We start from the raw sequence: 25,849 nt of genomic DNA, 5'->3' as shown, positions 1-25,849 counted from the left end.
TTTTCTCCTTTATCCCTGTTGTCCGGTTTACTTCGTCTGCCCCCTTACAATAACCTTCTTGTCCCCGCTCTATTCACGGGCTAGACTCAATTTCTGAATAATTCTGCGCTTCCGGTACATGATTCTGCCCGTTTCGGTCACATCCTGAAGGGTGGAACGATTGAGATATGCGCCGAACAGAATACCCGCGATCGGAATCATCTGAAATAGCTTTTTCCAACCGAAATTATCCCTGTACGACAACATGACCTCACGCCATCCTTGCAGCTGAGATAATACCTGCTTGCTCTGCTCGCCTGTATGGAAAGCGGCAAGATCCTCGAGAATGGCTTTCTTGCCAACAATGTCGGAGGATGAGAACTGCAGGCATTTCACGATAAAAATTCGCTCGGACTTCTCTGATGGGTCATAACCGTAGCTGATCGCAATCTCCTGCAGCGCTTTAATGGAAATGCCAAGCAGGAGCGGAATATCGATGGCAAGGGTGAAGAGTCCGCCGATTCCCGTCGTTGCGCCTTGAACGGTCGCGGTATTGCTGCTTGATCTGCTGATGCTTTGGGCGATTTCGTCCATTCTCCCAAGCGGCAGCTGCGCGATTTGCTCAAATGCGGTATCGGCATCCGGATCTTCGACGTCAGGCAGCATCCTCCGGTACATTTGCTCCTTGCTGATTAAATACCTGCCTCCGCTTTGCACGTAGCTTCCAAGCTCGTCTAGCACGACTCCGATTTTGTCCTGGATGAACTTTGGCGTTAAGCGGTCCAGGATCACAAACGGCAACCGGCCTAGCTTTTCCCAAAAGAACAGATCCTTCTGCTCCTTCTCCCACTGCTCGATCAGCCTTAACTCCGCATTTAGGTATTGAAGATCTTCCGTATTTGTCATCTATGTCCTTGACCCCTTCGCTTCAAATATTCGCTTTAGCCTTACATACTGTAAAATGCGCGTTTTCGTTTCATAAATATCCCCGCAAAAAACAAAAAAACCTGCCGGCGCGGCAGGTCAATCGAAACCGGCGTGGCATTCATCGCTTGTCAGTGTCGCTTGATGATTGCCGCGTCGGTTCTTTCTGTTCGGTGGTCAAGCCTCCAGATTCAACAAGAAGTCTTTCGTCACCTGATAAGCTTCGTTCCATCCCATCTTCGCGTAGAAGCGGAGTCCGTCGAGCCCTTTCAAATAATAAGCGCCCATTAACCGTTCCCTGAATTGCGGATGCTCGATCGCTGTTTTCGCCCGGTATGCTTCATAAGCCGATATGACGCCGTTCCATGGCATATGCCGGTCAAGTACTGCCAGATCAATCAAAGGATCGCCATACAAGCAATTGCCGTCAATAATGCCGGTCACCCGTTGTCCGTCGGATAAAACATTCCACTGATGAAAGTCCCCATGCACAAAGCTCCTGTACGGAGCATTATAGGGCACGTAGGTCATAAGCCGGTTATAAATTTCTTCATAGACCGCTCTTTCCAAGCAAGACGTGCGATACAGCTCCTGCCAATTCTCCCAGAAGCCCGTCTGCTCCTCCGCGTTTACGGCGATGACAAAGTCCTTCCAAGTTGAATAAGCTCCGTTCCCATCCGCTTCAATCCAGCCGTATCCGTTGGTGCTCTGAACTTCTGCCTTAACCATTCCCGTTAAAATATCAAACAGTTCCGGTAATAGGCGTTTCTGCTCTTCCAAGGTGCAATCGGATAAAAGGCGTCCTTCTATTCGTTCCGTAATCGCATAGGATAATCGTTCCGTTGTTCCATAAGCCACGCATTTCGGAAAAGGAATACCTTGAGCCGTCAGCAATTCCGATACGTATCGTTCCGTCTCGTAGGCGCCTTTCAAATCGCTGAATTTCACGACATATCCTTTCCCTGCATGCATAAAAGCAAACACGCTGCTAATATTTCCTCCGGATAATTGTGCAAGCTCCGTCGCGCCCGGTCCAAGCCGATGCTGCAATACCTGTTCAATTTCGCTATTAGTGAGCAATGGTTTTTCGTAAGCCGTCATGGGACCATCTCCAAATGTAAGCAGAGTAGATAATATCACTATAAAAAACGAGAAAATACGGGTCAACGGCGAGTTTCGGTGAAATAAAAAAAGGACGCCCTCCGGGCATCCTCTCTTCATTATGGCGTGGCAGGCTCTGCTGCTATAGCTTCCTTATTTTTACTTTTCTTTATGGCGAGCAAGAATGTCGATAACGCTAGGACGGCAATAATGACCGACATCATTCCGATTGCGGTACTAAAGCCTAACGTGCTGGAAGCGACTCCGCCGCCATAGGCGCTGGTTCCTTGGAACAAGTATGCGGCAACGAGCACGGCGGATAAAAATTGAACGCGGTTATGGGCTTGAGAGTTGATTGCCGCTAATCCAATGCCCCCGGATGCGGAGAACCCGTACGCAAGGCCTCCCAGCACGGATGAGCTCATGAAGAGCAGGAACGAATGAACCTCCGCGGCACTAAAGAGCAATACAGCCGCTACTACGATGGAAGCCATGCCGATGCGAATAGATACAACCGGTTTTAACCGGCCGGCAATGGTAGCGCTGACCGAGGCAAGCAAGTATGAAACGGACAATACGGTACCGATGACAAGGATATCCTGCGTGCCAATGACGTCACGGGCGATTTGGGCGCCAAGCGACAGCAATACCGCACCGTTCGCGAAGCCCGTGCCAATCGCCAGGGCTGCCAGCAAGTAGATGCCCCATTGTCCCCTAGGAACCTTTACCCCCCGAATCTGAAGCTTGAAGGCAGGTCTTGCGTCAGACTGCGCTTTGGTTTGCTTGGGAAGAAAGAGACATAAAATGATGCTGGCAAATACGAGAACGGCCAATACCCAATAGCTGAAATGAAGCGGTGCCGGCGCGTACTTAATTAATGCCGCTCCCACGATTGTAGCAAGGAATAGCCCAACAGCCTGAGTAATCGTGTTTATGGAGCCAGGCAGCTTTTTATTTGCGGTCGGATTGAATTCCACAAGCGCAGCCGCTCCGGATCCGGCGGTTAACCCTACCCCAAGGCCTTGGAATATCCGGCCGACAAACAGCCAGAACACGTTCTGCGCTGTTGCGAATACCACTGCCCCGATAAGAAGAAAGATTAGTCCCGTAATTAACGTATTTCTGCGGCCAATGTAGTCGGACAGATTGCCAAGCAGAAACAAAACAAGAATAAGAACGATTGGATACACCGAGAAGATACCGGTTGTTACCGACTTGGAAAGATGCCACTGCAATGCATAAACCGGAAATTCAATGGACGGCGCCGTGCTGGACCATAAGCTGACCGTGAGTACCCAAGCCACAATCCAGAAGGACGCTTTCGAAGATATTGTTCGCATGTTTTGACCTCTTTTCGTTGGTTATAGGATGACCTAAATTAGAAAATCAATTAAAGAATGTTCGTTCTTTAATAATCAAAAAAAATGGCGTTTCCTTACGTCTTGCTTTCGACTTAATACGACGAGACATGCAGAATAATCCACGTTTCGGAACGACTGTTCTTTAATTATCGCGCAAACTTGATTTCCACATGTCTCAGTATATTTATTTAAGAACGATAAGTCAAGAACAATCGCAGCCAGATCAGACAAGGATTGACATCGCTACCTTCGCGGCATCCTCGAGCACTTGACGGTCCGTTGCGATTTTCGCAAGCACATAAAGCCCGTATCGCGTATTCAACAGGAATCTGGCCGCTTCTTGCACGGTATACTTTGTTTTCAGCTCGCCTTGCTGCTGGGCACGCATCAGAAATTTCTTGAAATTCGTTTCCATATCCAGCGTATACGCTTCAATCCGGAAAGAAACAACCGGATCTACCTTCCCCATCTCCATGGCGGTATTGGCAATCAGACAGCCGCGGCGGCCATTCTCTTCGCTTATCGCTACATCGATCAACCGCTGAAAGTAACGCCATAACACGTCTTTCGCAGGTCCGTTCTCTTCAAGAATGCTATAGGCATGACCGCGGTTTCCCTCACGGAACCGGTCCAGACAAGTCAGAAAAAGCTGATTCTTATCCCCAAAGGTATCGTACAAGCTGCCTCTGTGCACACCGGTACGCTCTACTAAATCTTGAATCGATGTGCGTTCGTATCCTTTTTCCCAGAATAATTCCATCGCCTTCTGCAGCACAGCATCTTGGTCGAATTCTCTTGGTCTAGCCATTGTTCATACCTCCCTTATGTCCAATCATAGCGGTTTAAGAACGAACAGTAAAGAATTTTCGCAAGCCAATTGCTGTTAGTATGCCGCAGTCCTTAAACGATTTATCCCGCGATCCTTTTTATGCGGGGAAAAATCAAAAAAAGCCGCGGTTACGCGACTTTTTTGATCAACATAAATCCTATCCCGTTTAGAGAACAGCTGCTTTGCCGCCGTCAATATTAACGGATGTACCCGTCACGTAAGAAGCGGCATCCGATACGAGAAACGCGATCACGTTCGCCGCTTCCTCCGTACGGCCGATTCGCCTCAAAGGAATGTCGTGACGAGGGTCCGCGGCGAATTCGTCCCAGGTAAGTTGCGGAGCCGTTGCCTGCCACATCCGCTCGATCTGATCGCTCCGGATCAAGCCGATGCAAACCGCATTTACGCGAATTCCGTCGGCCGCCAGATCCTTGCTCATTGCCTTCGTTAGCGCCAAGCCGGCTGCCCGGCTTACCGAGGTCGGCAGCGAAGAGCCGGAAGGCGTTTTGCCGCCGATTGCCGTTACATTAACGACCGCGCCTCCCCCACTCTGGCGCAGGAATGGCAATGCCGCCCGCGTGAAATGGATCGCTCCGAACAGCTTTAGATCCAGATCGGCCGACCAAGCCGCTGCATCGACTGCTTCGAATGGCTTTGCCGCCGAAGTGCCGGCGTTATTGACGAGTATGTCGATGCCGCCGAATCGCTCGGCTGCCGTCAATACCGCGCGCTGCACCTCAGCTTCAACGGATACGTCGGCAGAAATAATAAGCGGCTCTACGCCAGTCTTTGCAGTAATTTGTTCTGCTGCAGCTTTGAGCGGCTCTTCGCTTCTGGCTACAAGGGCAACCTGCGCGCCTTCGGCAGCAAGCAGCATCGCGGTTGCAAATCCGATGCCTTTGCTTCCGCCGGTAATGATGGCCCGTTTTCCTTTAAATCCTAATTCCATGCTATTCAAACTCCCTTGTCGCTGTATTTAGTAAGGACCTTACCCGAATAACCCTCTGCCGATCAGGTTTGCGCTAACCGGTACCTTGCCGACCTCGCGTGCCCATACCGATAATTGACCCATGTGATGGATCTCGTGGGCGATGACATGCCTCATCACTTCACCGCATTTATGGGCTTCTTCTTTCCCGTCATCCGTAATATCAATCATCACGCGGTTCTCCAGGCTGTCATTCCATCCGTAGACGAATGGCGCAACCTCCTCCCGGCAGCGGGCAGAGAAGTCAATGACTTGCCGCAGGCTCGCTACCTCGCCAAACGAAGGTATGTAGAGTTCCTTTCCTTCTATTCCGCCACAGATCCAACCATATTCGACGGCCACGATATGATAAAGCGTGGGCAGGATGAAGCCTAATCCGCCGGTACGCTTTTTCAGCAGCTCATCGGGGTCGACTTCACCGCACCAGCGGAACCAGTCCTGACGAACCTGCCAGTTATACTCGAATAATTTAATCATGCTTAGCCCTCCCGCATAGCCCGTATATCCCTATTATTCTGCTCGGGTATATAATCTCCTGCCTGCTTGATGGTCTTATTTCCTCCAGAAGGTTGTGCAGTCCGCTTTATCGGTAATGTTAAATTCAATCATCCTCTTGAGAAGGCCGTAATCGACGGGTTTCTCCCACCGAATACGCAGTAATAAGCCGGTGTGATCATAGCCGGACTTTTCTATGTCATCCGTAAACCGAATCATCCCTGCCCGTTCCGGCGCGACAGCGAGATGCTGTTTGGCTGCGCTAAACCCGATGATATAGGTATCGTGGTCTGTGAACATGGGCTGGTTCCAGCCGATCTTTGGAGCCAATGAAGGAAACGTATCCGCAACCCAAGTCAACACTTCCTCCGTCCGTTCCCGGTGCGTCAAGTTATCAATACCGGCCAAAAAATCTGCAAACACTTCCATATGGGACTCCCCCTAAACTATCATTTCGTTCTATTTTTCTTCCCTAAGGGTTTTGATATTCGTTGCCGGCGATTCAATATCCTCTCAAATCCGTATGCTGCATAGCCATTTCACCAAATGGTCATAATACCCAATACCCATGCGATGCGGCTGATTAACCAGGCGAGGTGATTATCTATGAATCTCAGCTCAAGACTTGAAGAGAATGAATCGTACCTTAGAGAACAATTCCAGAATTGCTCGGACTTCATTATCCGTTCATTTAGGCTAAAGGACGAAACCGTGCTTTTGCTCGCTTATTTAGATGGAATGATACGCATGCAAAGCGTTGAAGAGAGTATCCTAAAACCTCTTATGCATGATGAACCGCCGCTTTGCACTGGCACAAATCGTTTACAATCGCTTGCGGAAATCATCAGAAGCAATTGGCTTCCCTTAGCGAACGTGCAAACGTCCGACAGCGCGGAAAAGCTGGTGCAGCATATCCTGCAGGGCAGTATGGCGGTATTCGCGGAAGGCGAAGCATCCGCGCTTATCGCGCAGATCCGGGATTACGAAACAAGAAGCATTCAAGAGCCTAAGAAGGAATCGGCTTTGCGCGGCTCCAAGGAAGGCTTCGTCGAAAGCTTGCGTACGAATACCACGATGATCAGACGCCGGATTATTCACAAGGATCTAAAGCTGGAGTCCTTCACCGTTGGGACATACACGCAAACGGACGTGGCTCTTGTCTATGTGCAAGGTCTGGCAGAAGAAAAAATACTTGCGCAAGTGAGGGAAAAGCTCAATGCCATTGAGATAGACGGGATTATCGATTCCGCCTACATTGAGGAATGGATGGAGGGCAAATCCTTCTCTCTCTTCTCGCAAATTCAGAATACCGAACGTCCGGATATCGTCACGGCAAGCTTATTGGAAGGAAAAGTTGCAATTATAGCCAACGGGTCTCCGTTTGCCTTGATTCTTCCCATTACATTCTGGTCAGGCCTTCAGTCCGTTGACGATTATTTCGAGAGGTTTATTTTTGTATTGCTTACCCGCACGATTCGTTACATCATGACCTTTATTTCTTTCGCTTTGCCCTCCATTTATGTTGCCCTATCGACCTTCCACCCGGAGATGGTGCCCAGTTATCTGATGATGGGCATTTCCGCCGCAAGAGAAAGCTCCCCGTTTCCGACGGTGATTGAGGTATTTCTCATGCTGTTTGTGTTTGATGCCTTGCAGGAGGCCGGCGTTCACCTTCCGAACCAGCTCGGCCCGGTGGTCAGCATCCTTGGGGCGCTGGTTATTGGACAAGCCGCTGTGGAAGCGGGACTCATCTCCACGCCAATCATAATCGTGGTTTCTTTAACGGGTGTAGCGTCGTATTCCATTCCAAGATACAGCGCTAGTCTGCCCTTTCGCATCATTCGTTATCTGTTTCTCTTCATTACCGGGCTGCTTGGCTTTGTAGGCTTTGCATTCGGCATCATCTTCCTGATGATTCACATGGTCATGCTCGAATCGTTCGGAAGACCGTTTATGTATCCGATTGCTCCCTTTGACGCCAAACGGATCAAAGACATCATTATCCGCTATCCTTTCTGGATTCAGAATGGCCGCAATAAGAAAGGACAACGCAAATGATACGCTCGCTGCAAAAAACTTGTCTGTCTCTTGTTTTACTGTTCGCTTCCGCCGGCTGTACGGATTTCGTAGAGCCGAATCAATTAGCATTCGTTATTGGCACCGGGATTGATCATGCCGGAGAGAATATGCTGGAGCTCAGCCATCAGATAGCCGTTCCTTCCCAATTAAGCTCAACCAAGGGAGGGAGTAATGGAAAGTCGGAGAGTTTTATCGTCATCTCGGCGAAGGGGAAAAATGTGTTCGAGGCAAATGAAAAACTGCAAAGAAAGATGTCCAGAAGACTTATTACGAGCCATCGTACATTAATTGCAATCAGCGATCAGTATATCGAAAACAATAATACCAAAAAGCTATTCGATAAATTGAACAGAGACCCTGCGAATAACCAAAGAGACATTATCGTTGTGGTTAAAGGCAGTGCCAAGGAATTCATGAAGATCAAACATCCTTTGGAGCAGCTCTCCAGCATAGCCACAAATAAAGAGCTGCGAATCAACGGGATGAACAACTACTCGATCAGGCAATTTTTCATAGAAATGGCTCAGGAAGGAACAAGAATTCTGGTCCCTCTCCTTCAGATCGACAATCATGACCAGCCAGGCACTGAAAAAGCGCATTTCATCCAATTTGCCGGGTTTGCGGTTCTGGATAACGAGCTGAAGTTAAAAGGGATTCTTAATGATCCGGAAGGCTCAAGAGCGATTTGGATGATTGGAAAAGGAACCTTTCATGGCTTAACGATACCGTGGAAGGAAGGAAACGGTACCTTGTCCTTTCGGTTAACGCATCTGGAGCGAGAAATTCATTCGGTTGACGGCAATGATCCCAAGCACATTTTATTAACGGTAAAAGCTCAAGCCTATCTTCTTGATAATACAACGACGCTTGATATGTCTGAAGTAGACAATATGATTGCGCTTAAGAAGTACTTGGACGAACGGGTTGAGAAAGACATGCAGGCTACGCTAAATAAAGTCCAGGGATGGGGACAGGATATCTTTGGCATCGGCGAATACCTTCATCGCAAGCATCCTTATTGGTGGAAAACGCAAAAAAACAACTGGGATGATAACTTTAAGAATATCAACGTCTCCGTGAAAGCAAATATTCTGTTGCGGTCTACCGGGACAAGTGCCGGTCAAGTGAAATAATTATTGGAAAGAGGAGCAAAGCATGAAAGTTAGCAGCTATCAAATGTATTGGATCGTGACGATATCCTCTATCGTCACGACCACTTACCTTCCTATCCATCTAGCCGTGGAGCAAGCGCGTCAGGACAGCTGGATATCCATGCTGCTTGGCGGTGTTGCGATGCTCTTTTTCACCTGGATCTCCCTTCGGGTCTGCAGACAGCATGAGGATAAAACCTTGATTACGCTTATGAAGGATCTCTTGGGCACGGTAATGGGAAAAATTCTGGTACTGGCGCACTTCCTGTTATGGTTCAGACAAATGTCGATGATTGCAAAAGGCACGGTTGATTTCCAAAATCTGGTTTTGCTTCATAATACGCCAATGATATTCATTTTGATCTGCTTGCTGTTCCTTGTCGTTTATGCCGTGTACAAAGGCGGGATAACGGCTATTAGCCGCTGCGCGGAGATTATCGGCCCTATTCTGCTCTTCATGTTATTCGTTCAGTTATTTCTCAATCCGCAGGATATGAACGTAAAGAGAATCCTGCCGGTCTACGCGGATTCAGGGTGGTTGGCCATCCTCTCAGGCACATTTAACTCTTATAGCTATATCGCGGATCCTACAATTGTCCTCATGCTGTACTTTTTTGCGGAGAACAAGCGAACGGCTGCTAGGGCCGTTATCTGGGGAACGGTCACGACGGTCGTATGGGGCGTGCTCGCAACGTTTGTTCTGATGTTTGTTACCGGACCTCAGATTGCCTCTCAATTGGTTGTACCGATCTATTCGCTGACAAAGTATATCTCCATTCTTAACTTCATTCAGAATATCGATGCTTTTTATATCCCGTTGTGGCTGCTTGCCGCGTTCATCAAATTATCCGTGTGCTTGTTTATCCTTAGCTATGGGTTGTCCGAATGGATCGGCTACCGGAATTGGAAGTTGATCGCTTGCATCGTCACTTGCCTCTGGTGCGTGTTTTACATTTACAGCAACCATAATATTCGCCTGTCCTATACCTTGAAAAGCTTGTATTTAAACGGCATCTTCTACCCTATTGTATACCTTGTGCTTCCTTTGATTCTTTGGATACTCGGATCCGTCAAGCAGCGGAGAAAAGCATAAGCTTTTCTCAGGTCTTGCTGGCCGCAACCGGAGGATAATATTTCTTCGCGATAAGCAAATAGACGGCTCCGAAGGCAACGGACAGTGTGACAACGATGGATGCCGCAAGAACAATGACCGTAACTCCAGTCAAGAATGGCGTTGCGCCGTTCTTCACCATTAAGAGCGTACCTTGAGCTGCCGTAGCGACGCCAAAGGTATAAGCCCAATAGCCAGGCGCAAATGACTGCTCCCTCAACCACTTGAATGAAAAAGACAACGAAATTAAAAGGAACAACGTATAACCTGCCATTGCATACGTAACGAAATCGGAGGATTTTCCGCTTAGAACTTGATAGGCAACCAGCGCAATGGCGCTTGGAGCCATATAAATGCCCATAAAGTTACGCGCCTTCGCATCCAACCCGCCTGTTGCAAGCTGATGGAAGATAACCGAATCCAATATCATCCAGGAAATAAAGCCCACTCCGAATACCATCCAGCCGTATTCCTTGTATCCAAGCAGCCCTGCAATCAAGGCGTTCACCAGCACGCTTGCCGTGTAGGTCAGAAATAACGAGGGCGTAACCTGCGTGTGGCTTCGCGGATATCTCCACATTCCGGATAGCCGAATAGCCGCCAACATCAGGTTGGAAACGGAGCCAGCCCAGAACAAAACGCGGGCGAACGTCACATCGTACGGCAAAATGGCAGCGGACATAAGAAGAACGGATTCAGGAATAAGAGCCACAAAGGAGCCTTGCACGGGATCCATCCACTCCTGCCTTGCGGCTTGGCGATGGTTGATCCATTTGTTCACATATAACATTCCCCACCACAAGAAGGACAGAATGGCGAGACCTTCAAGCAGTTCACCCCACAGCTTTGAGCCTCCCCACGTTTCTTGCGCGAACCTGAGCGCGTTCCCCGTTTCCGCCAGCCCCAAGGTCATCGCGAAAAAGGAAGCAGGCGCAACCGGTAGTGTATTCATTCTCTTCATAGTCATCTCTCCATTCTCTCTTTTGTTCAGCTCGAAATGCAGCCTAAATGAATATGAGTTCATTGTAAGGAGAATGCTATCGATAGATCAATGCTATTGTTTCTATCGTTATGATATATAATTTAAATCGTTTTTCAGTTAAAGCATATACAATTCAATAGAAGTTTTCTATGATGATCATAGAATTCTAGGAATTGATTTAATAATACGATATCTTTATACTGGAAAGAATGCGATTTATGATTTGAAGAGGTGTTGCAAATGGAGATTAGACAGCTGGAGTATTTTCAAGCGATCTGCGATGAGCTTCATTTTACCCGTGCCGCCGATAAGCTTGGCATTACGCAGCCGACGTTGAGTTATCAAATCAAGCAGTTGGAGGATGAGCTAGGGGTGCCTTTATTTCATCGAATCGGAAAAAAAATCGCGCTTACGGAAGCCGGTTTTATTCTTCTGAACCACAGCCGCAACATCTTCCGCTCGGTCGAAGGGGCACGCGAGGAAATTTCCGAGCTTCATCATATGGAGCGCGGAGCCTTGACGATCGGAACTCTAATAGGAGAAATTAATGATCTTGTTTCCGGTCTGCTGGTCGAATTTCACGAGAAATACCCGGGGATAAGCATGAAGCTTTTGGCATTGGAGGATGTGGTAGATCCCCTTCTGCAGGACGATCTTGATTTTGCCGTAACCATCTTTCCGGTAGACGACGACAGATTCAGCAAGGTTTCTTTGTATGAAGAGGAATTTTATTTCGTTGCCCGCTCCGATTCTCCGCTATCCGCTAAGCCCAGCGTGACCATTGAGGAAGCGATGAGAGAGCCCATCATTATGTTCCCCAAAACCCACCGTTGCCGGCAGTTGATTGACACGGTGTGCAGCATGCACGGCATTGCTTGGGAGCCCGTCATTGAAACCTCGGCAATCAAGTCGATTCTTTCCCTCGTGCAGGCCGGGGCCGGAGCATCCATCCTATCCAAAACGCTGCTTGAATTGTATCCCCATCAGAATATGACCATGATCCCGATAAGCAATCCCTCCCTTCGCAGGGAAGTCGGTATTGTCTATCTGAAGGACAGGTATGTAGGCAAGGCGACCGCTGCTTTCATGAAGCAGCTGACCTCGCGCTTTGATGGGATCCAAGCTCCATAAGGCAAAAAGAAGCTGCCGATCCACTGGTTCGGCAGCTTCTTTGTTGCGTATAATCGGAATAACTTATTTCAGGAATCTTCCCGTTATCGAATGTTCCTCGTGAATGATTTGCGACGGGGTACCCTCGAACACCACCTGGCCGCCTCTGCTGCCTCCATCCGGCCCCATGTCGATAATCCAGTCCGCCTGGCTGATGACCTCGAGATTGTGTTCAATGACAATGACCGTATTGCCGGCATCCACAAGCCGGTTCATGATCTCCAGCAGATGGCCGATATCCGACATATGCAGACCGGTTGTCGGCTCGTCCATGACGTAGATGCTGCCCTTCTTGTGAAGCTCGCTTGCCAGCTTGATGCGCTGGCATTCCCCGCCGGACAACGTGCTGAGCGGCTGACCAAGCGTAATGTAATTCAAGCCGACGTCGCTCATCGCCTGCAGCTTCTTCTTCACTTCCTTCAGCTCGAAAAACTCCAATGCCTGCTCGACGGTCATCTCCAGCACTTCCGCAATATTCTTGCCGTTCAGCTTGTAATCGAGAACCTCTTCCTTGAAGCGCTTGCCTTCGCAGACCTCGCATGGCAGCTTGACGCTTTCGAAGAAGGACAGATCCGTATACACAACGCCAAGCCCCTGGCAGTTCTCGCAAGCTCCTTTGGAATTGAAGCTGAACAAGCCCTGATTCACCTTATTGGCGGAAGCAAAGGCCTTGCGCACGTCATCCATGATTCCCGTATAGGTTGCCGGATTCGAACGGGTTGACACGCCAACCGCCGATTGATCGATGACGACTGCATCCGGATGCTGGCTGAGGAATACATCGTTGATAAGCGAGCTTTTCCCCGAACCGGCCACTCCTGTTACGACGTTTAATACGCCGGTTGGGATATCCACGCTTACATTCCGAAGGTTATGCAGATTGGCATGACGGATGGGCAGCTTGCCGGAAGCCTTCCTGCAATCCTGCTTCAATGCAAGCGGTCTCTTCATATGCGTTCCGGTTAAAGTACCCGACTCCAATAAACCCTGGAAGCTGCCTTCGAACACAATATTCCCTCCGCGGCTGCCTGCATGAGGACCAACGTCAACGATATGATCGGCAACTTTAATAACGTCTGGATCATGCTCAACGACGATAACCGTATTGCCCTTATCCCGCAGCTTAACCAGCAAGTCGTTCAACCGGTGTACGTCTCGGGGATGCAGGCCAACGCTAGGCTCGTCGAAAATATAAGTGACATCGACCAGGCTGCCGCTCAGATGCTTAACCATCTTCACGCGCTGCGATTCGCCGCCGGACAACGTATCGGTCTCCCGGTCCAGCGTTAAATAATCCAGCCCGATATCCACCAGATGCTGAAGACGCTCCGTTAACGATTTGACGATTGGCGCCGCTTTGGCATCGCTGATTTCTTGAACAGCCCGAATGAGATGTCCCACCTCCATGGAAGACAGCTCTGCGATGTTCATTCCGTTAATCCGGCAGTTCAGCGCAGCCTGACTAAGTCTCGATCCGTGGCAGCTGGTGCATTTGCCCTCGGTGATAAACGGCATAACCGCTTTTTGCGTGCGTTCGGATTTCAGCTTTACGTCCTGCTTGATATATTTGTTCGTGAACTTCTCGATAACGCCTTCCACGGTAATGTTGGTCGCCTTGCCGGCAAAGTCCATTTGCACCTTCCGTGCCTTGGCATGGAGCAGCTGGTCCAGCTCTTCCGGCGAGTAATCCTGCAGCTTCTTGTCCGGATCGAAGTCCCCAGACTGCAGAAGCATATTCATTTCCCAGCCGTTTACGGTATAATCCGGAAGCATAATGGCCCCTTCATTAAGCGACTTGGACAGATCAATGGCCTTGCTCATATCCACTCCGAGCCTGCGGCCGATGCCGTTGCACTCCGGACACATGCCTTGCGGATCGTTAAAGGAAAACATATTGGCAGAGCCGACAAACGGCTGCCCCACCCGGGAGAACAAAACGCGGAGAATCGGAGAAATATCCGTAATGGTGCCCATGGTGGAGTGGGAGCCTCCGCCCAGTCTTTTCTGGTCGACAACAACGGCCATGCTTAAGTTTTCGATTCCGTCCGTATCCGGCTGTGGAAAGCTCGGCAGAAAAGTTCGAACGAACGTGCTGAAATTCTCGTTCAGAAGTCTTGTGGATTCAGCAGCGATCGTATCGAAGACGATGGATGACTTTCCTGATCCCGATACCCCCGTAAAAATCGTGATTTTCCGCTTCGGGATACGCAAAGAAACGTTTTTAAGGTTATTTTCCCTGGCATTCGTGATAACAATGTACTCCTGGCCCGTTTCGCTCATTTCTTACATCCTTTCGGGTCGTAGTTTAATATCCTTCCAATTGTACGAACCAGACATAAACCGGTTGCAACTGATTGCAACCGGTTTATGTGGTTTCGAGCCCTTGCAGGCTCGTTTATGCGATTATTGCGCCAGCAGCTTGGCAAGCTCGTTGTGCCAGTTCGTCCAGCCGTATCTTGCGCCTTCCAGCCCTTGTACGTTCGAGAAGCCGGTTTGTTCAAGGTGAAGATTAACCTTGCCCTCTCCCAACTCCTGCACCGTCCAGGTAACCGTATGCTTCTCCGGACCAACCGCCCAAGAATAGGATAACAAGCGGTTTGCTTCGTCCACGGCAAGCACTTCGCCGTCAATAACGCCGTCCCAATATTGGTTAGGCTCGGCCCGGAACTGAAACTTGTGTCCAACCTCCGGTTTGAAATCGTTCGGGAGCACCCATTTGGCAAGCATTTCGGAAGTGGTTAACGCAGCCCAAGCCTTCTCTACCGAAGTATTGTACTGAAAATCCAGCTCTAATTTCAAACTCATTCTTCTTCCTCCTCCAATAGTTGCTGCAAACGCAGCATATTAACCGTCCAGAATTTCCTGTAGTAAGAAACCCAATCCTGAATTTCCTTCAGTGGGGCGGCATTAAGCCGAAAACGCGTTTCTCTGCCGACCTTCCGGTCCGTTACCAGTCCCGCTTCTTTCAGAATCGTCAAATGCTTGGAAACGGCCGTGCGCCCCATATCGAATTGCGAGGTTAACTCGTGAAGCGGGACTTCGGCTGTCTCGGACAATAGCTGAATTAACCGGCGCCTGGTTGGATCCGCGATCGCGTCAAAGACATCCCGTGACGGATGATTATCGTTCACAACACCCCCTCCTAGAGTTCGACTTCCTAAAAAGATATTTGGCGTTTGGATCCATGGGTTGCGGCTGCTCCATTCATTTCGTTACAATAGAATGTAAGGTAACTTTTTACTTATGCCTAATGATAAGACACCAAACGGTGTCGTGTCAACTTGAATTCAACGACAGTAATGCTTTCCTTTCCGAAAATGAGATATATCTAGTATCGCAACACGAAAGCCGCGAGGAATTCTCGCGGCTTTCGTGTTGTTTTTATTGATTATTTCAACGTAATCGTCTTTTTCCAAGTAAGCTCTTTGCCGGCATCGTTTACGAAAGTGAAAGTGACATCGCCTTTCTGGCCCTTCAAGTCGTCCGGGTAGAAGAAGCCCATAAATTGTCCGTTTCCGCTGATATAGAATCCGTCTTCGCCATTGCCGCCATGCTCAATCGCTTCTTGCGTCGTGTTGACGATGCTGGTTTTGCCCGATTTCCATTCCATTTTGGACAGCATGTAGCCTTCCGGGCGTTTGTTGACCGAAAAATCAAAGCTGTTGCCTTCGATCGGTTTTTCGGTCTGATCGATGATAATCAAGATCTCTTCATTCGCGTTTTCGCCGGCTGCGTTAGACGACTTCGTAGCGTCCGGAGCTGCATTCTCGGGTGTCGAGCTCTCAGGCGCGGTGGATTCCCCGGCAGGCTCAGACGATGCGGTATTGCCAGGCGCCATGGATTCTTCCGCATTTCCGGCATTGTCGTCAGGCGAATTGGATGGCGCTTCCGTTACGGTCCCTTCGTTTGTCGTATTCGCATTTCCCGTGTCCGCTTTGTTGCCGCATGCGCTCATAACGACCAGAATGGCTAACGATGCTGCCAGTAAGCCTACGGATTTTTTATTCATCATGAATCTCTCCTTTGTTTTCTTGTAAAGTGAATGAAAAAGCTGCGCCGTTTCCGGTATTAACCGCATCGTATTGACTGCCGTGCAGCTCCAAAATATGTTTGACAATAGCAAGCCCTAAGCCGGTTCCGCCGGATTTGCGATCACGGGAACGTTCTACTCTGTAGAACTGATCCCAAATTCGGCTCAAGTCTTCCTCTGCAATAGAAGGACCGATATTCTCCACGACGGTTTTTATCGCTTCTCCTTCTGCCCTTTCCATTTCAATAACGATCGCGCTGTCCTCTACGGCGTGCCGAATCGCATTGCTGAGCAGATTGAGCAGCACCTGCTCGATACGTCTACGGTCCGCATTAACGAACAGCTCCCGTTCTCCGTCCTGCCGAACTCTTAACCGCAGCTGCTTGCTCTCCAGCTGCTGGGTGAAGGAGCTTGCAACCTCTCTAACCAGATTGGTCAGGGAGAACCGGTCGATATTCAGCTTGACGGCCTTCACCTCGAATTTGGACAGCTCCAGCATATCCATAATAAGAGCGTTCATCCGGTCCGTCTCGTTCACGATCAAGGCGAGGTAACGTTCTCTTTTGTCATCAGCAACCCCGTCTTGCAGCCCCTCCGCAAACCCTTTTACAATGCCAAGCGGAGTTTTGAGCTCGTGCGATATATTCGCCACCAGTTCTTTGCGCAGCTGCTCGGATCTCTGCTTCTCTCTCATGTCCTCCTGCAGCTGCTCGTTGGCAAGCTTGAGCTCACTAAGCGCCGAGTCCAGGTTTTGGGATAAAGCGTTCAAATTCCTCGACAACTCCCCGAATTCGTCCTTGGAACGGATCTCCGGATGTTCGGCGAAATCAAGCTTGGCTAAGCGCGCGGCCGAGCGATTCAGAGTCAGCAGCGGACGCGATACAATTCTCGAATAGATTAGCGATAAAGCAAGGACGAGAGCAAGAATAACCGGCGCCAAATAAATGACGTATTTTTTCAAAATACCAACCGCTTCTCCTACCGGCTGGAGCGAAGCCATGACGAACATATAATGCTCATCCTCTTCGTCACCGGTAAGGGATCTCACCAGTACGGCGTACTCGACTCCGCTCCATGGATCCTTCCATTCGCTCCGTACCGTCTGTCCCGCGTGCAAGCGGGACAAGCGCGACTCCGCCGATGCCGTCCAATCCTGCAAGGCTTCGTCAACAAGGGCATCCTGGTAAAGCGGGTTGAACGACCGCTGCTCCGGCAGCAGAAATTCGGTAACCTTTCCCTCGACCCGTACCAACCCTTCGTCCAGCGGTGCGGCATTATCGGACCAGAAGTTAATCGGGTGAAGCACCGTATCCTTCTCGTCCATAAAAATGCCGTCCACAATCATGTTATTTCCTAGCGATACTCCTCGCGGGATGGTATTGATCGTTGCACCCGCCGTTGGGATCGGAACGGTAATCATCTTATTGCCTGACTGAAGCTTTACGTAATACGGATTGAGGTTAGCCTTGTTAAAGCTCTTATTCAGTATGGCGGAGCTGGTATCATTCCGGTTCATGAACGTCCCGAGCAGGCTGGAAAGCTCCCGTTCATTCCCCTTTACCTCGTTATACTGTTTGCTAAACCCGTTAATGGACGATTCCAGCTGATGAATCCGGGACATCCGGTAAAACCGTTCAAAGAACAACCCTTCGGCCAACATCACCAGCGTAAAAATAAACAAGATCAAAGCAGACGTGATGACGAACAGCTTGAGTACGACGCCATGTCTTCTCATGCTTCCGATTCAAACCTGTAACCGGATCGTATCACGGTCGCGATCAGCTTGCCGGCGTCCCCGAGCTTGGCTCTTAATTTCTTGACGTGAGTATCCACGGTCCGCAAATCGCCAAGGTACTCGTATCCCCATACGGCATTCAGAATATATTCGCGGGACAATACCTTGCCGTCGTGCTTGATCAGGAACAGCAGCAGATCGTATTCCTTGGGCGACAAGTTAATGAGCTGACCCGCCAACGTAACCGTATGGGCCTCCCGGTTCACAGACAATTCCCCGTACTGAAGAAGCTCTGCCTCCCGCCCCACCGTTCTTTCCGTTCTCTTCATTAAGGCGTTTGCCCGGGCAACCAGCACCCTTGGGCTTAGCGGCTTCGTTACGTATTCGTCGGCTCCCAGCTCGAACCCCATCAATTGATCTTCGTCCTCGGCCCTTGCCGTGATCATAATTATAGGTACATCCGATTTCTCGCGGATCCGTCTGCATACGGACCAGCCATCCATCTCCGGCATCATAATATCCAGCACAACCAGGTCGACGGAGACTCGCTCGAACAACTCAAGCGCAACCCTTCCGTTCTCCGCCTCGTGGACATCCCATCGCTCTTTTTTGAAATAATCCGTTATAAACTCCCGCATAAGCGTATCGTCTTCCACTAATAAAATGCTACGTTTCATTTAGATCCCGCCTCTTTCCGGCATAGGTTCCATTCTCGTACGGAACCGCAATCGTATTTCCTATGCTATCACAGGTTTACCCGAAATTCGGCATTCTTATCATTCTTTTGCACCTCCGTTTGTTCTACAAGTTGAAGTATAGGAGGTTCTTGTGTCCAACGTGTGTATTTGAAATGGATGCCTAGAGAAATCTATACATAAACGCTGGGGTTCCTCTCTAAAACGAAGAACCCCCGGCTTACCGGAGGTTCTTCCCTTTAATCGTTATTTATCTGCGTACTTCTAAGACGTACACCGAATGAGGCTTCAAAGTCATCAGCGGCTTGCCATCATGGAACTTTAGAAGGAACTCCACTGCGGTTACCGCATCCGGCTGAAAGACATCGTTGATTAACTCGTAATCGTCTCCGGACAGCTCCCATACCGCCGCTACTCCCGAGTGCGCAAAGGAACCGATAGCCAGCTCCGCCTCAACCTCTGCAAGTCCGCGGTTAACGACGAACAAGGTCAATACATGTCCTGATTCGTCAAGCGCGGCCGTTGCGTCAAGCGCCGGCAAAGCTCCCGGCTCGAGACCAAACCGCTTTGAGCCCGATAGCCAATCAAAGCTAGGACTGTCTGTTTCCGTTGGCAGTATGCGGGAAATATCGCGATTCGCGTAAGCCTTCATCACATGGAACGTTGGAGTGCCGTACACTACTCCGCTGCGGCCGCTCCAGCCCGTTTCTTTCCCCCTGTACTGATCCGCGTAACCATCCCCAACCCGAATGCATCCGCCAAGCCAACCGTTGACCAGGTCGGAGTAGCTGCCAATTTCGATCAGATGGGATTGACGGATAAATTCGTTGAGGTTTGCGGCATTGGCTACCGCAGCCTCCAACGTATGCTCCATCGGGCGCCCTTCGCGGATCGTATTGGGATAATACATCGTGTTGTACTCCGTGATCGCGAGCTTCACATGCGAGTAAGCCGGATTGCCCGAAATGATCTCTTCAGCCTTGCGGATTGCGGCACGGCTTACCTCAGGAAACGACATGACTGCCGGGTACCGTTCTTCTTTCGGCGTATCAGGGGTAATTCCCACCGTGCCGAAGCCGTGATAAATATGCAGCGTCAACATGTCCATTTTGCCCGCCGAGATACCAAGCAACGTGCGGTTCCATTCGGGATCGCAATCGCCGCATGCGAGAAGCACGATATCCGGATCCACCGCTTTCATCGCATCCGCAAAACGGTTATACCGGTGCGCGAATTGCTCCGCCGTGCAATGGCCATGCTGCCATGGTCCGTAAATTTCGTTCCCGATTTCCCAATACTTGACGCCATAAGGCTTCGGATGGCCATTACGGGCCCGCAAAGCGCCGTATTCCGAATCCACGCTGCCGTTGCAATATTCCAGCCATGCGGCTGCCTCTTCCGGCGAACCCGTTCCCGCATTAACGCAAATTAAAGGCTCCGTCTCGGTATCCCGGCAGAACGCCAGAAATTCATCGGTGCCGAAATATTTGTTCGTCCAGCCGCCCCAGGCCTCATTAACCATGTTGGGCCGCTCCAGCACGGGACCAATCGCGTCCTCAAAATGGTACGCGCTGATGTAATTACCCGCCAGACGCATCATCCTCGGCTTCAGCTGCTTGGTCAGCTCTACTACTTCCCGTTTCACGTAGCCCATGCTGTCGGAAGGAAGCATCGACACATGGTCAAGCCACAGCATGCCCGATCCCATTCCGTCACGCCAGGTTTCTTGCTCCGAAGAAAGCAGAATCCGGAATTCCGCGTTCTCGCAGGAACGTTCAGGCGTCAGCTCAATCTGATATTCGTTCCACTTATGTCCCCGCAGCTCAACTTCAGTATGGCTCAGCACCTCGCCGGACGCTCGGTCGGCAATCTCGCAAACAGCAGCCCGGAGATCCATAGCGGCACGCGCTATGATACTCACGCGATAAGCAAGACCGCCCTCGACACTGATCTGTTGTCCAATTCCGCCGTAGCAGCGGTCCGCGCTGTAAATCCGAATACGCTGGCTATGGCCGGAATGCCTCGGTGCCGCAGGCTCCAGCGCATATTCCGTATTTTTGCCGTTGGTTACGGCATACCAGCCGGAGGATACGCCACGCGTGTCGGCTTCGTCTTCAAAATCCATGTCTCTTAGCGTAAAGGCTAGCATGGCATCCATATGATCGCGGATGTCCTCAACGAAATGGCCGAAAATATAAGGATTCAAGCGGTGCTTGGAAGGTGCTTCGGTGTTAACGGTAATGCTTGCCTTCTGGTTCATGCGATTCTCTCCCTCGTCTGTCAAACTTCCGCCTCATCTTCCATGGCAGAGATGGACTAGATTTCATATCCATGATAGTGTTTTCGTAAGCGAAAGAACATAGAGGAAAAGGAAGGATACGTGAGGAAAATGGACATCACTAAAGAGGATGGGAACCGGGCGCAGCATAAGCAGGGCCAGATTCATGCGCTGCCTTATTCTCCCGAGCTGTCGGTATATGTTCCAATGATCGGAGTGAATATTTGCGCGCCAACCTACAAGAATATCCGTCAAAAAGCAGATATCACTGTACTTGGATATGTGATAAACGGACATGGCGAAATCCAGGTTAACGCGGAAAAGCACCGCCTCGGCAGAGGCGATGCCTTTATTTTAAGGAAAGACGGCAGGCATGAAGTAACGGCGTTGTCGGATTCAAGCGATCCATGGACGTATTACTGGTTCAATCTTCACGGCAATAGCCTGCCGCTCCTCGAAGCCTTCCATTTACTTCATACCCCGTATATTCCAAGCGTTGACATCGAAGCTTTGTTCTTGAAAGGCTTTTCTGCTGCAAAGACTAAAACCGATAATGGCACTGACGCGCAAACGGCGGTGATTCTTAGCTGTACGGAAATATTAATTGCTCTGCAGAAAGCCGTAAAGCATAAGGCCGAAATAACCTCGCCCATTCTTGGACGAATGAAGCTTTATCTGGATCGGCTTGTCGGCGAAACCTTCCAATCGGGGGAATTTGCCCGTCAAATGGGATTATCCTTCAAGCAGCTGAACCGTATCTTTAAACAGCATACCGGCAGCACCGTTTACCAATACGTACTCACACGCAAGCTGGACATTGCGAGAATGATGCTTCATGACACGGAGCTGCCCGTTCACGAAATCGCCGTTTACCTTGGTTACGACGACCCGCAGTATTTCTCGAATCTTTTCAAGCAAAAGACGGGCATGGCCCCTACGTTATACCGGCAAAACGCCAAGGCGGCTGATTAGTTGCCGCGAATAGCGGCCCGCGACAGCTGGTCGGCCGATTTGTTCTCGGAGCTGGGAATCCACATCATAAAAAACAGCTCGAATTGCTTCGTCAGCTGAAGCGCTTCTTGAAGCAGCGGCGCGAATTTCTTGTTTTTCACAAACTCGATCTCGACAGCCCGGTTCACGAATTGGGAATCCGTCCGGAAGGACACGGTTTTATATTTCTTGCGGATGCATAACTCCAGTGCGAGGATAAAGGTCCGGAACTCCGCTTCGTGATTGTCCATTACCCCTAACGGAATGGAGTAGCGCTCCACTTCCCCGTTATGCTTGATAAAAATACCGGCGCCGCTTGGTCCCGGATTTCCCGCGCTTGCACCATCCATATAGACTTCAACCATGGTATTCCTGCCCTTCTCTAAAACTGAGAATGAAACAACGCAAAAAAGGAAAATATATCCCACAGAGGTGATCCCCTGTGCGGTTTGATGGCTTGAACAAAAACGAAGATTTCGCGCGACGCGATTTTGAGAATAGAAATTTTGCCATACGTTTTTATTACCTGACCTCGGTCTGCAGCGAGGATGATATATTTGACAAACTGATTACTCCTTTCTACCAGACTGACACCTCCGATGACTTCGCCAGGTATCTTCAATCCTTTCCGGATTGGTCGCGGCCAAGCGGCGAGGCTGAAGCAACGGAGCGGATGTTGGACGGTTATGTGTTGATCCTTCTAAACGGAACAATGCTATCCGTCTGCATGAAGAGCTTTCAATCCCGCACCGTCAGCGAGTCAACCGAAGAAAATATATTGCAAGGCCCCAAAGACAGTCTTAACGAGAACATCAAGATCTCGATAAATATGATACGCAGCCGCTACAAAAGCGAATCCCTTCGCATGGAAAGCCACCTGGCTGGGAGTAAATCCAAAATAAAGCTGATGCTGTTATTCGATGAGCAGCTTACGGACAACGGCACGCTTGCCGAGCTTAAAGACAGGCTTGCCAAGGTACAAGCGGATCTTGTGCAATCGGCAGGACAATTACAGAAATGCCTCATTCATAACCGGTTCAACCTTTTCCCTCTCTTTATGACTACCGAGCGTCCGGACCGCGTAGTGAAAAACCTTTCGGAAGGCAAGATCGTCATCTTGATCGAGGGTTCTTCATGGGCATTAATCGGACCCGCTACATTCTTCGATTTCTTCAAATCGATGGATGACCCTGTCCATCTGCCGATAATCAGCAAGTTTATGGTGTGTATCCGTTATGTGGCGCTTTTGATTACGCTAGTGCTGCCAGCATTATATATTTCGATTATTTCATATTCTCCCGATCTATTGAAGGTTCAATTTGCCTTGCTTGTTGCGGGAAGCCGGATGTCGGTTCCGTTTCCTTCCTACGTGGAGATTATGTTTATGCTGATTATGACTGAGTTTCTGATTGAAGCGAGTATCCGCCTGCCCAAAACCATCAGTCCTACGGCAACAACCGTGGGAGGGTTAATATTGGGACAAGCCGCAACGGAGGCGGGGCTCGTAGCCGAAGTGATGATTATCGTCATATCGGCCGTTGCCATCTCCAACTTTGTTATTCCCGTTAATTCCATGCATCAAGCAATCCGGGTAATCCGGTATCCATTGGTCATTCTTGCCAGCTTTCTTGGCACGGTTGGCGTTGTTATTGGAATATTGGCCCTTATGGCCTATCTATGCAATTTGAGAAGCTTAGGCAAGCCGTATATGAAACTTCTTTAATTACACAGGAAAACAGGTGATTCGTATGCTACAAATCCGTTATTACTACTTTCTCCTCTATCTGAATTTTATCGTTTGCATGATTGAGTTCACTCCAAAGCTGATCTATTCGGGACGGTATACCAGCAGTCTATGCAGTCTGCTGGTTGCATTGCTGCTTACCGGATTAATGATCGTCTTTTTTGAAAAGCTGATGAGCCGGTTCTCCGGGCAATCCATTGCCCAGATCATGAGCGGATCGATAGCCCGGCTGGTTCAGAAGAGCCTCTTCTTCTGTTATTTTGTCCTTTCGTACGGGTCCGGTCTAATTTTTCTGATCTCGTACACGCAAATCATTCATAAGTTTATATGCCCGGATATCTCTTCCGGACTGCTATTTAGCGTCTTTCTCGTTCTCCTTGTCTTTGCCTCTCTTATCGAGTCCAGGAGTGTCTTGTACATGCTCGAGATTGCGGTATTATTTCAGATTCCTTTTATTATCATTATGATTCTGCTTTTCCTGCTGGACTCTAATATTCATTTCGATTTCTTGCTCGAAGCCGCAACCTATATTCGGCATTGGCCAAGCTACGAGATGATTGCGGCAGGCGCTTTTCTCTTCAACGGTTATATGAGCCGCCTGGTGTTTAATGAACATTTGGTGAACAGCAAGCCTATGAAGCCATTTATCATCCTCTTTACTGCGGGTCTGCTTCTGCTTCTTTCCTATTATTTCATTCCCATCGGCTATTTGGGTCTAAAAGGAATTGACAGCGATATGGATGTCTGGTTCACGACAACAAACAGCATGCGGCTTCCGTATTTCTTTATTGAACGGTTTCTGGTCATTTTTCTAATGGTGCAGCTTGGCATTTCGCTTATGTTTGTCATGGTCTGCTGGCATTCCTCGCTCCAATTTCTTAGACAAGCGAACCTTTTCAAGGGGGGGAAACAAAAATGGATATGGGTCTCGCTCTTGCTTGCTGCATCTTGTGCGCTGCGGCCTTATATGGATGTTTCTACGGTTCGGAACAGCTTTGGCTGGCTTCTAAACGTCAAGCTAATTTTCGATATCGTGATGATAGCGGCCATCGCATGGTGCGCACGAAAAAGAAAAGCACTCTAAACGTTAGCTGCGCATGGTTTTTATTGGTGGTAACTTTGTCGGGCTGCGCCTTCGAAGATATCGACAGACGCGCTTTCGTAACGTCAATCGGTCTGGATCCGTCCGAAGACAAGGACAAGAAGTATACGGTTATTCTGAAAGTCTCGATGTCCAAAGGGGATCCAAAGAACATCGGCAGCGAATTTTTGCTGCTTAAGGTGAATTGTAACTCGATATCGGAGGGGCTTGAACGTCTTCGGTCCATGAGCGACAAAAAGCTGGAATACGGCCATGTCAAAGTCCTGCTGTTTGGGGAAGAGGTGGCGAGAAAGGACATCTCTCTTGCAGTGGATTATTTTATGAGGAGGCCTGATATTCAAAAAATCGCCTATTTAAGCGTAGGCAAGCCAAATTCCTATGAGCTGCTGAAATATAAGCCGAAGGAAGAAGCCGTAGCCGGCAGCTACTTCTTTTATACATTCGAACGAAGCCGTAAACAATCTCCGTTTGTTTATGCCGTCCCCTTATACGACGCGAGCCGCAGAATCACCACGTCAGGACTGGATCTGACAATGCCGGTTGTGACGTACGAGCATGATGCTCTACAGATTAACCGGATTGCCCTGTTCGACAAGAAACAAATGAAGGAAGAGCTCACATCTGAGGAATCTCGGCTCTTGAAGCTTCTTATATCCGGCGTACACAATGATACGTTAACCTTGAAGACTCCAAATGGAGACTATTCCGTAACAAGCGAAGAAGGGTCTGCTGGCTTCAAGCTAATTGCCGGACAAGGGCATGGAAAGCCCATGGCCGTCTTTTCGATTCGAATGCGCGGGGCATTAATAGAAAAGCTGGATGATTCCGCTGTTATCTCGGATGACGTAAAACTCGCATTGGCGAAGCAAGCCGAGGAACAAATCAAATCCAAAGCGCAGCAGCTGCTGGTTAAGCTAAGAGATGAACGCCTCGATCCGCTGGGACTTGGTCTTCGTTACCGCGCAAGGCATTTTGACCATTCAAACGATCTTCGGACTTGGTCCACTCTCTATCCGGAGCTCGAGTTCCAGGTGAATGTGAAGTATAAGTTTAAAGAAGATTGAAAGACAGCCCATTGAAAATCATGGACTGTCTTACTTATCGT

The 25,849-nt window shown here is 49.4% G+C and carries 24 protein-coding genes; 8 read left to right on the top strand and 16 right to left on the bottom strand.

The annotated features are described in order from the left end of the window. Positions 1-69: 69 nt before the first annotated feature. The 7 genes from FHT67_RS25930 to FHT67_RS25900 form a co-directional block, all read right to left on the bottom strand. Positions 70-885, bottom strand: a complete 816-nt coding sequence (locus tag FHT67_RS25930; protein ID WP_167201783.1) for an EcsC family protein — start codon at positions 883-885, stop codon at positions 70-72. Positions 886-1,080: 195 nt separating this feature from the next. Beyond that, the gene (locus tag FHT67_RS25925; RefSeq protein WP_167201782.1) at positions 1,081-2,004 is read right to left on the bottom strand and encodes an aminoglycoside phosphotransferase family protein; all 924 of its coding nucleotides are present in this window, start codon (positions 2,002-2,004) and stop codon (positions 1,081-1,083) included. A gap of 119 nt (positions 2,005-2,123) precedes the next feature. Continuing rightward, positions 2,124-3,344, bottom strand: coding sequence for an MFS transporter (locus FHT67_RS25920; protein WP_167201781.1), 1,221 nt, complete (start codon positions 3,342-3,344; stop codon positions 2,124-2,126). A 244-nt stretch (positions 3,345-3,588) separates the two neighbouring features. Continuing rightward, positions 3,589-4,173, bottom strand: a complete 585-nt coding sequence (locus tag FHT67_RS25915) for a TetR/AcrR family transcriptional regulator (RefSeq protein WP_132309542.1) — start codon at positions 4,171-4,173, stop codon at positions 3,589-3,591. A 187-nt stretch (positions 4,174-4,360) separates the two neighbouring features. Then, positions 4,361-5,143, bottom strand: coding sequence for an SDR family NAD(P)-dependent oxidoreductase (locus FHT67_RS25910; protein WP_167201780.1), 783 nt, complete (start codon positions 5,141-5,143; stop codon positions 4,361-4,363). A gap of 39 nt (positions 5,144-5,182) precedes the next feature. Continuing rightward, entirely contained in the window at positions 5,183-5,659 is a 477-nt protein-coding gene (locus FHT67_RS25905) for a DinB family protein (protein WP_132309538.1), read from the bottom strand. A 75-nt stretch (positions 5,660-5,734) separates the two neighbouring features. Then, a complete protein-coding gene (locus FHT67_RS25900; RefSeq protein ID WP_167201779.1) occupies positions 5,735-6,106 on the bottom strand; it encodes an iron chaperone in 372 nt (123 codons plus the stop codon). 177 nt (positions 6,107-6,283) lie between these two features. On the opposite strand from FHT67_RS25900, the gene FHT67_RS25895 reads away from it, so the two are divergent. The 3 genes from FHT67_RS25895 to FHT67_RS25885 are packed head-to-tail and all read left to right on the top strand — an operon-like array spanning position 6,284 to position 10,000. Then, positions 6,284-7,735, top strand: a complete 1,452-nt coding sequence (locus FHT67_RS25895; protein WP_132309534.1) for a spore germination protein — start codon at positions 6,284-6,286, stop codon at positions 7,733-7,735. Further along, on the top strand, positions 7,732-8,889 hold the full coding sequence (locus tag FHT67_RS25890; RefSeq protein WP_132309532.1) for a Ger(x)C family spore germination protein: 1,158 nt from the start codon (positions 7,732-7,734) through the stop codon (positions 8,887-8,889). The genes FHT67_RS25895 and FHT67_RS25890 overlap by 4 nt, the downstream gene beginning before the upstream one ends. Before the next feature lie 22 nt (positions 8,890-8,911). Further along, entirely contained in the window at positions 8,912-10,000 is a 1,089-nt protein-coding gene (locus FHT67_RS25885) for a GerAB/ArcD/ProY family transporter (RefSeq protein ID WP_132309530.1), read from the top strand. Between the two features lie 7 nt (positions 10,001-10,007). On the opposite strand, the gene FHT67_RS25880 is transcribed toward FHT67_RS25885, so the two are convergent. Further along, positions 10,008-10,979, bottom strand: coding sequence for an SLAC1 family transporter (locus tag FHT67_RS25880; RefSeq protein WP_167201778.1), 972 nt, complete (start codon positions 10,977-10,979; stop codon positions 10,008-10,010). Between the two features lie 261 nt (positions 10,980-11,240). Here FHT67_RS25880 and FHT67_RS25875 point away from each other — a divergent pair, with 261 nt between their 5' ends. Further along, the gene (locus FHT67_RS25875) at positions 11,241-12,131 is read left to right on the top strand and encodes a LysR family transcriptional regulator (protein WP_132309526.1); all 891 of its coding nucleotides are present in this window, start codon (positions 11,241-11,243) and stop codon (positions 12,129-12,131) included. A gap of 63 nt (positions 12,132-12,194) precedes the next feature. Here FHT67_RS25875 and FHT67_RS25870 read toward each other — a convergent pair whose 3' ends face one another. The 7 genes from FHT67_RS25870 to FHT67_RS25840 form a co-directional block, all read right to left on the bottom strand. Continuing rightward, the gene (locus FHT67_RS25870) at positions 12,195-14,450 is read right to left on the bottom strand and encodes an ATP-binding cassette domain-containing protein (protein ID WP_167201777.1); all 2,256 of its coding nucleotides are present in this window, start codon (positions 14,448-14,450) and stop codon (positions 12,195-12,197) included. 123 nt (positions 14,451-14,573) lie between these two features. Continuing rightward, positions 14,574-14,975, bottom strand: coding sequence for an SRPBCC family protein (locus FHT67_RS25865; RefSeq protein ID WP_132309522.1), 402 nt, complete (start codon positions 14,973-14,975; stop codon positions 14,574-14,576). Continuing rightward, positions 14,972-15,301: an ArsR/SmtB family transcription factor gene (locus FHT67_RS25860; protein ID WP_132309520.1), complete on the bottom strand. Its 330-nt coding sequence runs from the start codon at positions 15,299-15,301 to the stop codon at positions 14,972-14,974. Before FHT67_RS25860 ends, FHT67_RS25865 begins: the two co-directional genes overlap by 4 nt. A gap of 257 nt (positions 15,302-15,558) precedes the next feature. After that, entirely contained in the window at positions 15,559-16,179 is a 621-nt protein-coding gene (locus FHT67_RS25855) for a hypothetical protein (protein WP_167201877.1), read from the bottom strand. Continuing rightward, positions 16,172-17,935, bottom strand: a complete 1,764-nt coding sequence (locus FHT67_RS25850) for a sensor histidine kinase (RefSeq protein ID WP_167201776.1) — start codon at positions 17,933-17,935, stop codon at positions 16,172-16,174. The genes FHT67_RS25855 and FHT67_RS25850 overlap by 8 nt, the downstream gene beginning before the upstream one ends. Continuing rightward, the gene (locus FHT67_RS25845; RefSeq protein ID WP_167201775.1) at positions 17,932-18,612 is read right to left on the bottom strand and encodes a response regulator transcription factor; all 681 of its coding nucleotides are present in this window, start codon (positions 18,610-18,612) and stop codon (positions 17,932-17,934) included. Before FHT67_RS25845 ends, FHT67_RS25850 begins: the two co-directional genes overlap by 4 nt. A gap of 268 nt (positions 18,613-18,880) precedes the next feature. Beyond that, positions 18,881-20,890 carry an alpha-L-arabinofuranosidase C-terminal domain-containing protein gene (locus FHT67_RS25840; RefSeq protein WP_167201774.1) on the bottom strand — a complete coding sequence of 670 codons (2,010 nt, stop codon included), beginning with the start codon at positions 20,888-20,890 and terminating at the stop codon, positions 18,881-18,883. A 129-nt stretch (positions 20,891-21,019) separates the two neighbouring features. On the opposite strand from FHT67_RS25840, the gene FHT67_RS25835 reads away from it, so the two are divergent. Next, entirely contained in the window at positions 21,020-21,880 is an 861-nt protein-coding gene (locus tag FHT67_RS25835; RefSeq protein WP_167201773.1) for an AraC family transcriptional regulator, read from the top strand. Here FHT67_RS25835 and FHT67_RS25830 read toward each other — a convergent pair. Beyond that, a complete protein-coding gene (locus FHT67_RS25830; RefSeq protein WP_167201772.1) occupies positions 21,877-22,263 on the bottom strand; it encodes a reverse transcriptase-like protein in 387 nt (128 codons plus the stop codon). The genes FHT67_RS25835 and FHT67_RS25830 overlap by 4 nt on opposite strands. 92 nt (positions 22,264-22,355) lie before the next feature. Between FHT67_RS25830 and FHT67_RS25825 the strand changes: the two genes are divergently transcribed. Genes FHT67_RS25825 through FHT67_RS25815 form a run of 3 tightly spaced genes read left to right on the top strand, consistent with a single transcriptional unit; the run spans position 22,356 to position 25,808 of the window. Next, complete coding sequence (locus FHT67_RS25825) at positions 22,356-23,621, top strand: spore germination protein (protein ID WP_208403547.1); 1,266 nt, start codon at positions 22,356-22,358, stop codon at positions 23,619-23,621. A 16-nt stretch (positions 23,622-23,637) separates the two neighbouring features. After that, positions 23,638-24,726 (top strand): hypothetical protein, encoded by a 1,089-nt coding sequence (locus FHT67_RS25820; protein ID WP_167201770.1) that lies wholly within the window; start codon positions 23,638-23,640, stop codon positions 24,724-24,726. Next, on the top strand, positions 24,696-25,808 hold the full coding sequence (locus tag FHT67_RS25815) for a Ger(x)C family spore germination protein (RefSeq protein WP_165930730.1): 1,113 nt from the start codon (positions 24,696-24,698) through the stop codon (positions 25,806-25,808). Before FHT67_RS25820 ends, FHT67_RS25815 begins: the two co-directional genes overlap by 31 nt. Positions 25,809-25,849 lie beyond the last annotated feature (41 nt).

The sequence above is a fragment of the Paenibacillus sp. BK720 genome (genome assembly GCF_011761545.1).
GTDB lineage: Bacteria > Bacillota > Bacilli > Paenibacillales > Paenibacillaceae > Pristimantibacillus.
Note: the sequence above shows the minus strand (reverse complement) of the source record. Positions and strands in the feature narration are given on the sequence as shown.

Coding starts and splice junctions, on each gene's coding strand:
- FHT67_RS25835 (WP_167201773.1), top strand. CDS start 21,020: ATGGACATCACTAAAGAGGATGGGAACCGGGCGCAGCATAAGCAGGGC.
- FHT67_RS25895 (WP_132309534.1), top strand. CDS start 6,284: ATGAATCTCAGCTCAAGACTTGAAGAGAATGAATCGTACCTTAGAGAA.
- FHT67_RS25865 (WP_132309522.1), bottom strand. CDS start 14,975: ATGAGTTTGAAATTAGAGCTGGATTTTCAGTACAATACTTCGGTAGAG.
- FHT67_RS25910 (WP_167201780.1), bottom strand. CDS start 5,143: ATGGAATTAGGATTTAAAGGAAAACGGGCCATCATTACCGGCGGAAGC.
- FHT67_RS25885 (WP_132309530.1), top strand. CDS start 8,912: ATGAAAGTTAGCAGCTATCAAATGTATTGGATCGTGACGATATCCTCT.
- FHT67_RS25905 (WP_132309538.1), bottom strand. CDS start 5,659: ATGATTAAATTATTCGAGTATAACTGGCAGGTTCGTCAGGACTGGTTC.
- FHT67_RS25870 (WP_167201777.1), bottom strand. CDS start 14,450: ATGAGCGAAACGGGCCAGGAGTACATTGTTATCACGAATGCCAGGGAA.
- FHT67_RS25830 (WP_167201772.1), bottom strand. CDS start 22,263: ATGGTTGAAGTCTATATGGATGGTGCAAGCGCGGGAAATCCGGGACCA.
- FHT67_RS25845 (WP_167201775.1), bottom strand. CDS start 18,612: ATGAAACGTAGCATTTTATTAGTGGAAGACGATACGCTTATGCGGGAG.
- FHT67_RS25880 (WP_167201778.1), bottom strand. CDS start 10,979: ATGAAGAGAATGAATACACTACCGGTTGCGCCTGCTTCCTTTTTCGCG.
- FHT67_RS25915 (WP_132309542.1), bottom strand. CDS start 4,173: ATGGCTAGACCAAGAGAATTCGACCAAGATGCTGTGCTGCAGAAGGCG.
- FHT67_RS25925 (WP_167201782.1), bottom strand. CDS start 2,004: ATGACGGCTTACGAAAAACCATTGCTCACTAATAGCGAAATTGAACAG.
- FHT67_RS25920 (WP_167201781.1), bottom strand. CDS start 3,344: ATGCGAACAATATCTTCGAAAGCGTCCTTCTGGATTGTGGCTTGGGTA.
- FHT67_RS25815 (WP_165930730.1), top strand. CDS start 24,696: ATGGTGCGCACGAAAAAGAAAAGCACTCTAAACGTTAGCTGCGCATGG.
- FHT67_RS25900 (WP_167201779.1), bottom strand. CDS start 6,106: ATGGAAGTGTTTGCAGATTTTTTGGCCGGTATTGATAACTTGACGCAC.
- FHT67_RS25840 (WP_167201774.1), bottom strand. CDS start 20,890: ATGAACCAGAAGGCAAGCATTACCGTTAACACCGAAGCACCTTCCAAG.
- FHT67_RS25855 (WP_167201877.1), bottom strand. CDS start 16,179: ATGAATAAAAAATCCGTAGGCTTACTGGCAGCATCGTTAGCCATTCTG.
- FHT67_RS25850 (WP_167201776.1), bottom strand. CDS start 17,935: ATGAGAAGACATGGCGTCGTACTCAAGCTGTTCGTCATCACGTCTGCT.
- FHT67_RS25875 (WP_132309526.1), top strand. CDS start 11,241: ATGGAGATTAGACAGCTGGAGTATTTTCAAGCGATCTGCGATGAGCTT.
- FHT67_RS25890 (WP_132309532.1), top strand. CDS start 7,732: ATGATACGCTCGCTGCAAAAAACTTGTCTGTCTCTTGTTTTACTGTTC.
- FHT67_RS25930 (WP_167201783.1), bottom strand. CDS start 885: ATGACAAATACGGAAGATCTTCAATACCTAAATGCGGAGTTAAGGCTG.